Source organism: Streptomyces kurssanovii (assembly GCF_040677245.1).
GTDB classification, from domain to species: Bacteria; Actinomycetota; Actinomycetes; order Streptomycetales; family Streptomycetaceae; genus Streptomyces; species Streptomyces kurssanovii.
Window position 1 is genome coordinate 1 of record NZ_JBFAQK010000112.1, and the last position, 6,326, is coordinate 6,326.

General features: G+C 70.2%; 5 protein-coding genes. All 5 read left to right on the forward strand.

Translation table 11 applies throughout. The annotated features are described in order from the left end of the window. Positions 1-398 precede the first annotated feature (398 nt). The 5 genes from AB0K36_RS34410 to AB0K36_RS34430 all read left to right on the forward strand — a co-directional run bounded on the left by AB0K36_RS34410 (position 399) and on the right by AB0K36_RS34430 (position 6,190). Entirely contained in the window at positions 399-1,163 is a 765-nt protein-coding gene (locus tag AB0K36_RS34410; protein ID WP_364601716.1) for an IclR family transcriptional regulator, read from the forward strand. A gap of 231 nt (positions 1,164-1,394) precedes the next feature. Beyond that, positions 1,395-2,186, forward strand: a complete 792-nt coding sequence (locus tag AB0K36_RS34415) for an MIP/aquaporin family protein (protein WP_364601718.1) — start codon at positions 1,395-1,397, stop codon at positions 2,184-2,186. Between the two features lie 52 nt (positions 2,187-2,238). Continuing rightward, positions 2,239-3,768, forward strand: a complete 1,530-nt coding sequence (glpK, locus tag AB0K36_RS34420) for a glycerol kinase GlpK (protein ID WP_189473426.1) — start codon at positions 2,239-2,241, stop codon at positions 3,766-3,768. 12 nt (positions 3,769-3,780) lie between these two features. Beyond that, a complete protein-coding gene (locus AB0K36_RS34425; RefSeq protein WP_364601720.1) occupies positions 3,781-5,406 on the forward strand; it encodes a glycerol-3-phosphate dehydrogenase/oxidase in 1,626 nt (541 codons plus the stop codon). A 112-nt stretch (positions 5,407-5,518) separates the two neighbouring features. Continuing rightward, complete coding sequence (locus AB0K36_RS34430; RefSeq protein ID WP_364601722.1) at positions 5,519-6,190, forward strand: FadR/GntR family transcriptional regulator; 672 nt, start codon at positions 5,519-5,521, stop codon at positions 6,188-6,190. Positions 6,191-6,326 lie beyond the last annotated feature (136 nt).

Genomic DNA, 6,326 nt, shown 5'->3' on the forward strand with positions numbered 1-6,326 from the left:
CAGCCCTCGAGGTTCTCGAAGTCCTCGAGCGTCGGATCCTGCGCCTGGAGCATCGTGCCCATGGCGCCGTCGGCCACCACCACCCGGGTGGCGAGCGCTTCGCGCAGAGCGTGGACACGGGTCCGGCTGTCAGCGGAGGGGGTCGGCAACGAGGCCATGGATGTGCTCCCTGGGATGCGACGGCTGTCGGCTTTGCGTCTTCCGGCGGGAAGGCGCACCCAGCCAGAGTAGCCGGGCGAGCTCCGAGGGGCCGAGGTGTCCCACGGGCCGGACTACGGCATGTCTTCCGGCTTTTTCGCGAGGCCTCCAGCGCGAGATACTCGGTCCGCCGTGACCAAGGTCGGCATCGACCGATAGTGTTCAGCATTGTCGAACCGTGTTGGAGAAGGGCCGATCCGATGGCGAAAAACATCCAGTCACTGGAGCGGGCTGCGGCGATGCTGCGACTGCTCGCGGGCGGAGAACGCCGGCTGGGCCTGTCGGACATCGCGTCGTCGCTCGATCTGGCCAAGGGTACGGCCCACGGCATCCTGCGGACCCTGCAGGCGGAGGGATTCGTCGAGCAGGACGCCGCGTCCGGCCGGTATCAACTGGGCGCCGAGCTGCTGCGGCTCGGCAACAGCTACCTGGACGTCCACGAGCTGCGCGCCCGCGCCCTGGTCTGGACGGACGATCTGGCCCGCTCCAGCGGCGAGAGCGTCCACCTCGGCGTGCTGCACCAGCACGGCGTGCTGATCGTGCACCACGTCTTCCGTCCCGACGACAGCCGGCAGGTGCTCGAGGTGGGAGCCATGCAGCCGCTGCACTCCACCGCCCTCGGCAAGGTGCTGTCCGCCTTCGACCCGGTGGCCCACACAGAGGTGATGGAGGTCGACCGCAAGGCGTTCACGCCGCGGACCGTGACCGACGTCCAGGAGTTCGAGTCGCTGCTGGACCACACCCGGGCGCGCGGCTGGGCCGCCGACCTGGAGGAGACCTGGGAAGGGGTGGCCGCCGTGGCCGCGCCCATCCACGACCGGCGCCGCATGCCCGTAGGGGCGATCGCCATCACGGGCGCCGTGGAGCGGGTCTGCAACGACGGAGAGCTGCGTCCCGACCTCGTGGCGGCGGTGCGGGACTGCGCCCGCGCGGTCTCCAGGGACCTCGGCGCCGGCCGCTTCTGATCGTTCGCACACACCATCGGGTAACGATCCGGTTTTCGGCCACACAACCCTTGACGTCACGTTTAACCGGGGGCAAAACTGCCGTTCACCGGTCGGCATTGTCGAACACCTAACGGCAATACGCGCTAGGGTGTGACAACGCCAGGCCGGCAACGCCCTCACTGAGGGCGCGGACCACCGGAGGGACCCGGGGTTCGCCTTCCCCCTGGACGAAGGACAAAGGAGTCGCGGGTGTCCAACTCCGACATCTTCATCGGCGAGATCATCGGTACCGCCGTACTCATCCTGCTCGGTGGCGGCGTCGTCGCCGCCGTAGTGCTCAAGCGCTCGAAGGCACAGAACGCCGGCTGGCTGGCCATCACCTTCGGGTGGGGCTTCGCGGTCCTGACCGCGGTCTACATGACCGGCGCGCTCTCCGGTGCACACCTCAACCCGGCCGTCACGCTCGGCATCGCGATCAAGGACAACGACTGGGGCAACGTCCCCGTCTACGTCGCAGGCCAGCTCCTCGGCGCCATGATCGGTGCCGCCCTGGTCTGGATCGCCTACTACGGCCAGTTCCACGCACACCTCACCGACCCCGAGATCGTGGGCGACCCCGCCGACAAGGCGATCGAGGGTCCGCACGACGGGGCCGCGGCCAAGGCCGGCCCGGTCCTCGGCGTCTTCTCCACCGGCCCCGAGATCCGCAACGTCTGGCAGAACCTCGCCACCGAGATCATCGGCACGATCGTGCTGGTCCTGGCGGTGCTCACACAGGGTCTCAACGACAGCGGAAAGGGCCTCGGCCCGCTCGGCGGACTCATGGTCGCCCTCGTCGTCGTCTCCATCGGCCTCTCGCTCGGCGGGCCCACCGGCTACGCCATCAACCCGGCCCGCGACCTGGGTCCGCGCATCGTGCACGCACTGCTCCCGCTGCCGAACAAGGGCGGTTCCGACTGGAGCTACGCCTGGATCCCCGTCGCCGGTCCGCTGATCGGTGCGGCCATCGCAGCGGGTATCTACAACATCGCGTTCGCCTGAGCCGTATCAGCAGCACGAGCCGTACCCACCGATACCTGAGCAGGAGCAGACCGTGACCGACGCACACACCACCGGCCCGTTCATCGCGGCCATCGACCAGGGCACCACCTCCAGCCGCTGCATCGTCTTCGACAAGGACGGCCGGATCGTCTCCGTCGACCAGAAGGAGCACGAGCAGATCTTCCCGAAGCCGGGCTGGGTGGAGCACGACGCCGCCGAGATCTGGACCAACGTCCAGGAGGTCGTCGCCGGAGCCATCGAGAAGGCCGGCATCACCTCGGCCGACGTCAAGGCCATCGGCATCACCAACCAGCGCGAGACGACGCTGCTGTGGGACAAGAACACCGGCGAGCCCGTCCACAACGCCATCGTCTGGCAGGACACCCGCACCGACGCCCTCTGCAAGGAGCTCGGCCGCAACGTCGGACAGGACCGCTTCCGGCGCGAGACGGGCCTGCCGCTGGCCTCGTACTTCGCCGGTCCGAAGGCCCGCTGGCTGCTCGACAACGTCGAGGGCCTGCGGGAGCGCGCCGAACGCGGTGACATCCTCTTCGGCACCATGGACTCCTGGGTCATCTGGAACCTGACCGGCGGAGTCGACGGCGGCGTCCACGTCACCGACGTCACCAACGCCTCCCGCACCATGCTGATGAACCTGCACACCATGGAGTGGGACGACAAGATCCTCCAGTCCATGGAGGTCCCGGCGGCGATCCTGCCGGAGATCCGGTCCTCCGCCGAGGTCTACGGCCTCGCCAAGGGCGGCGCGCTCGACGGCATCCCCGTCGCCTCCGCGCTCGGCGACCAGCAGGCGGCCCTGTTCGGCCAGACCTGTTACTCGAAGGGCGAGGCCAAGTCCACGTACGGCACCGGCACCTTCATGCTGATGAACACCGGTGACGAGCCCGTCAACTCCTACAACGGCCTGCTGACCACCGTCGGCTACCGCATCGGCGACCAGAAGGCGGTGTACGCCCTCGAGGGCTCGATCGCCGTCACCGGTTCGCTGGTGCAGTGGATGCGCGACCAGATGGGCCTGATCAACTCCGCCGCCGAGATCGAGACCCTCGCCTCCTCCGTCGAGGACAACGGCGGCGCCTACTTCGTACCGGCCTTCTCCGGCCTGTTCGCCCCGTACTGGCGCTCCGACGCCCGCGGTGTGATCGCCGGCCTGACCCGGTACGTCACCAAGGCGCACATCGCGCGCGCCGTTCTCGAGGCCACCGCCTGGCAGACCCGTGAGATCACCGACGCCATGACGAAGGACTCGGGTGTCGAACTGACCGCACTCAAGGTCGACGGCGGCATGACCTCCAACAACCTGCTGATGCAGACCCTCTCGGACTTCCTGGACGCCCCCGTGGTGCGCCCGATGGTCGCCGAGACGACCTGCCTCGGCGCCGCCTACGCCGCCGGCCTGGCCGTCGGCTTCTGGCCGGACACCGACGCCCTGCGTGCCAACTGGCGCAGGGCCGCCGAGTGGACCCCCCGCATGGACGCCGACAAGCGGGACCGCGAGTACAAGAGCTGGCTCAAGGCCGTGGAGCGGACCATGGGCTGGCTCGACGACGAGGAAAACTGACGAGGAGCAAGAATGACCACCCTGCAGAGCGTCCCCTCCCCCGGGACGCACCCGGCCTCCGGCTCGGCTGTGTCTTCCCTCAAAGCAGCGGGCCGCGCCGAGACTCGGGAGCAGCTTTCCAAGGCGACGTACGACCTCCTGGTGATCGGCGGCGGCATCCTGGGCATCTCCACCGCCTGGCACGCCGCGCAGTCCGGGCTGCGGGTGGCCCTGGTGGACGCCGGCGACTTCGCCGGCGCCACCTCCTCCGCCTCCTCCAAGCTGCTGCACGGCGGCCTGCGCTACCTGCAGACCGGTGCGGTGAAGCTGGTCGCGGAGAACCACTTCGAGCGGCGCGCGGTGTCCCGTCAGGTGGCCCCCCACCTGGCCAACCCGCTCACGTTCTACCTGCCCGTCTACAAGGGCGGCCCGCACGGCGCGGCGAAGCTCGGCGCGGGCGTCTTCGCCTACTCCGCGCTCTCCGCGTTCGGTGACGGCGTCGGCCACGTCATATCGGCGGCGAAGGCACAGCGGGACGTGCCGGAGCTGCGTGCGGAGAACCTGAAGGCCGTCGCCGTCTATGGCGACGACCAGATGAACGACTCCCGTATGGCGCTCATGACGGTCCGCGCGGCCACCGAGTCGGGCGCCACCGTCCTCAACCACGCCGAGGTCACCGGACTGCGCTTCACCCGGGGACGGGTCACCGGCGCGGAGCTGAAGGACCGCACCGACGGCACCGAGTTCGGCGTCACCGCGCGGCTGGTACTGAACGCCACCGGGCCGTGGGTCGACCACCTGCGCCGGATGGAGGACCCGGAGGCGGCCCCGTCCATCCGCCTCTCCAAGGGCGCGCACCTGGTGCTGAAGCGCACCTCCCCGTGGCGGGCCGCGCTCGCCACCCCGATCGACAAGTACCGCATCACGTTCGCCCTCCCCTGGGAGGACATGCTGCTGCTCGGCACCACCGACGAGGAGTACGAGGGCGACCCGGCCGACGTCGCCGTCAACGACAAGGACGTCACGCAGATCCTGGACGAGGCCGCGTTCTCGATCCGCGACCAGCAGCTCTCTCGCGACCTGATCACCTACTCCTTCGCCGGCCTGCGGGTCCTGCCCGGCGGCCCCGGGGACACCTCGAAGGCCAAGCGGGAGACGGTCGTCACCGAGGGGCGCGGCGGGATGCTGTCGGTGGCCGGCGGCAAGTGGACGACGTTCCGCCACATCGGCCGCACGGTGATGAACAAGCTGGCGACCCTGCCGGGCCGCCCGCTCGCCGAGGACATGGAGCCGCTCGCGCACCTGCCGAAGAAGCTGCCGCTGCCCGGTATCGCCAACCCCAACGCGGTCGCCCACCGGCTCCTGGTCGACGGCGGGATGCCCGGCCCGCGGATGGCCGCCGACACCGCCCGGCACCTCGCCACCCACTACGGGTCGCTGGCGTTCGACATCGCCCGCCTGGCGAACGAGGACCCGGCGCTGGCCGAGCGCGTCCACCCGGACGCGCCGGAGATCTGGGCGCAGGTCGTGTACGCGCGCGACCACGAGTGGGCCGAGACGGCGGACGACGTGCTGCGCCGCCGTACCACACTGACGATCCGCGGTCTGGCCACGGACGACGTCCGCGCCAAGGTCGAAGACGTGCTGCGCGCCCGGTGAGCTGACCGGACGGGCGGACGGTCACGACGAGGGCGACTCCGGGGGAGTCGCCCTCGTTGTACGCTCAGACCTCCGATGTCTCGTGAGTGATGTGGACGATGGGGGCGACGTCATGGCCGTGACCGACGAGGCCATCGAGAAGATCAAAGGAATGATCGTCTCCGGCGCGCTCCGCCCCGGCGACCGGCTGCCCAAGGAGAGCGAACTCGCCGCCGAACTGGGCCTGTCGCGCAACTCGCTGCGTGAAGCGGTACGGGCGCTGTCCCTGATCCGCATCCTCGACGTACGGCAGGGCGACGGCACCTACGTCACGAGCCTCGACCCGCAACTGCTGCTCGAGGCGCTGAGCTTCGTCGTCGACTTCCACCGGGACGACACGGTGCTGGAGTTCCTCGCGGTACGCCGCATCCTGGAACCGGCGGCCACGGCGATGGCGGCGGGCCGCATCCCCGAGGCGGAACTGGACGCGCTGACCGCCCAGCTCGACGCGCTGGGGAGCGACCCGTCGGTCGAGGAACTCGTCGCTGCGGACCTGGACTTCCACCGCCGCATCGTCGGAGCCGCCGGCAACTCGGTGCTCTGCTCCCTCCTGGACGGCCTGTCGGGCCCCACGACCCGGGCCCGTGTCTGGCGCGGCCTCACCCAGGAGGACGCGATCAGCCGCACCCTCCACGAACACCGCGCGATCCTGGCGGCGCTGCGGGACCGCGACGGGGAGGCGGCGCGGGCGTGGGCGACGGTGCACGTGGCAAGCGTGGAGCAGTGGCTCCGCGCGACGCTGTAGCGCCTGCCCGAACCGGGGCTCCGCGCCTCAAGCGCCTGCGGCGCGCTTATCCCCTACCCGCCCCTTCCCGAAACCGGGCTCCGCCCGGACCCGGCACCGCGCTGCGCGCGGTGTTTCGGGGGCTCCGCCCCCGGAC

What these genes read in the sequence shown, in the direction of transcription:
- AB0K36_RS34410 (WP_364601716.1), top strand. Translation starts at nt 399, where the DNA reads ATGGCGAAAAACATCCAGTCACTGGAGCGGGCTGCGGCGATGCTGCGA.
- AB0K36_RS34425 (WP_364601720.1), top strand. Translation starts at nt 3,781, where the DNA reads ATGACCACCCTGCAGAGCGTCCCCTCCCCCGGGACGCACCCGGCCTCC.
- AB0K36_RS34430 (WP_364601722.1), top strand. Translation starts at nt 5,519, where the DNA reads ATGGCCGTGACCGACGAGGCCATCGAGAAGATCAAAGGAATGATCGTC.